At 56.2% G+C, this 1445-nt stretch carries 1 rRNA gene (only partly in view); it reads left to right on the top strand.

What is annotated here, in order from left to right:
- Positions 1-1401 (top strand): 23S ribosomal RNA (locus ACIO6U_RS36370); it begins 1674 nt to the left of the window's first position.
- Positions 1402-1445 lie beyond the last annotated feature (44 nt).

A 1445-nucleotide genomic window follows, 5' to 3' on the forward strand; every position in this document is an offset into this window, starting at 1 on the left:
ACGTATGGGTGAGACCTGATGCCGAGCCGATTGTGGTGAAGTGGATGATCCTATGCTGTCGAGAAAAGCCTCTAGCGAGTTTCATGGCGGCCCGTACCCTAAACCGACTCAGGTGGTCAGGTAGAGAATACCGAGGCGTTCGGGTGAACTATGGTTAAGGAACTCGGCAAAATGCCCCCGTAACTTCGGGAGAAGGGGGGCCATGTCTGGTGACGGGATGTACTCCTTGAGCTGGGTGTGGCCGCAGAGACCAGCGAGAAGCGACTGTTTACTAAAAACACAGGTCCGTGCGAAGCCGTAAGGCGATGTATACGGACTGACGCCTGCCCGGTGCTGGAACGTTAAGGGGACCGGTTAGTCACATTTCGGTGTGGCGAAGCTGAGAACTTAAGCGCCAGTAAACGGCGGTGGTAACTATAACCATCCTAAGGTAGCGAAATTCCTTGTCGGGTAAGTTCCGACCTGCACGAATGGCGTAACGACTTCTCGACTGTCTCAACCATAGGCCCGGTGAAATTGCACTACGAGTAAAGATGCTCGTTTCGCGCAGCAGGACGGAAAGACCCCGGGACCTTTACTATAGCTTGATATTGGTGTTCGGTTCGGCTTGTGTAGGATAGGTGGGAGACTGTGAGCCGGTAGCGCCAGCTATCGGGGAGTCGTCGTTGAAATACCACTCTGGTCGTGCTGGATGTCTAACCTCGGTCCGTGATCCGGATCAGGGACAGTGTCTGGTGGGTAGTTTAACTGGGGCGGTTGCCTCCTAAAGGGTAACGGAGGCGCCCAAAGGTTCCCTCAGCCTGGTTGGCAATCAGGTGTTGAGTGTAAGTGCACAAGGGAGCTTGACTGTGAGACTGACGGGTCGAGCAGGTACGAAAGTAGGGACTAGTGATCCGGCGGTGGCTTGTGGAAGCGCCGTCGCTCAACGGATAAAAGGTACCCCGGGGATAACAGGCTGATCTTCCCCAAGAGTCCATATCGACGGGATGGTTTGGCACCTCGATGTCGGCTCGTCGCATCCTGGGGCTGGAGTCGGTCCCAAGGGTTGGGCTGTTCGCCCATTAAAGCGGTACGCGAGCTGGGTTTAGAACGTCGTGAGACAGTTCGGTCCCTATCCGCTGTGCGCGTAGGAGTCTTGAGAAGGGCTGTCCCTAGTACGAGAGGACCGGGACGGACGAACCTCTGGTGTGCCAGTTGTCCTGCCAAGGGCATGGCTGGTTGGCTACGTTCGGGAGGGATAACCGCTGAAAGCATCTAAGCGGGAAGCCTGCTTCGAGATGAGGACTCCCACCCCCTTTGAGGGGTTAAGGCTCCCAGTAGACGACTGGGTTGATAGGCCAGATGTGGAAGCCCTGTGAGGGGTGGAGCTGACTGGTACTAATAGGCCGAGGGCTTGTCCATTGTTGCTCGCGTTCACTGTGTGGTTCTGAAACAACCAGCCCACC

Source organism: Streptomyces sp. NPDC087422 (assembly GCF_044744145.1).
Lineage (GTDB): Bacteria > Actinomycetota > Actinomycetes > Streptomycetales > Streptomycetaceae > Actinacidiphila.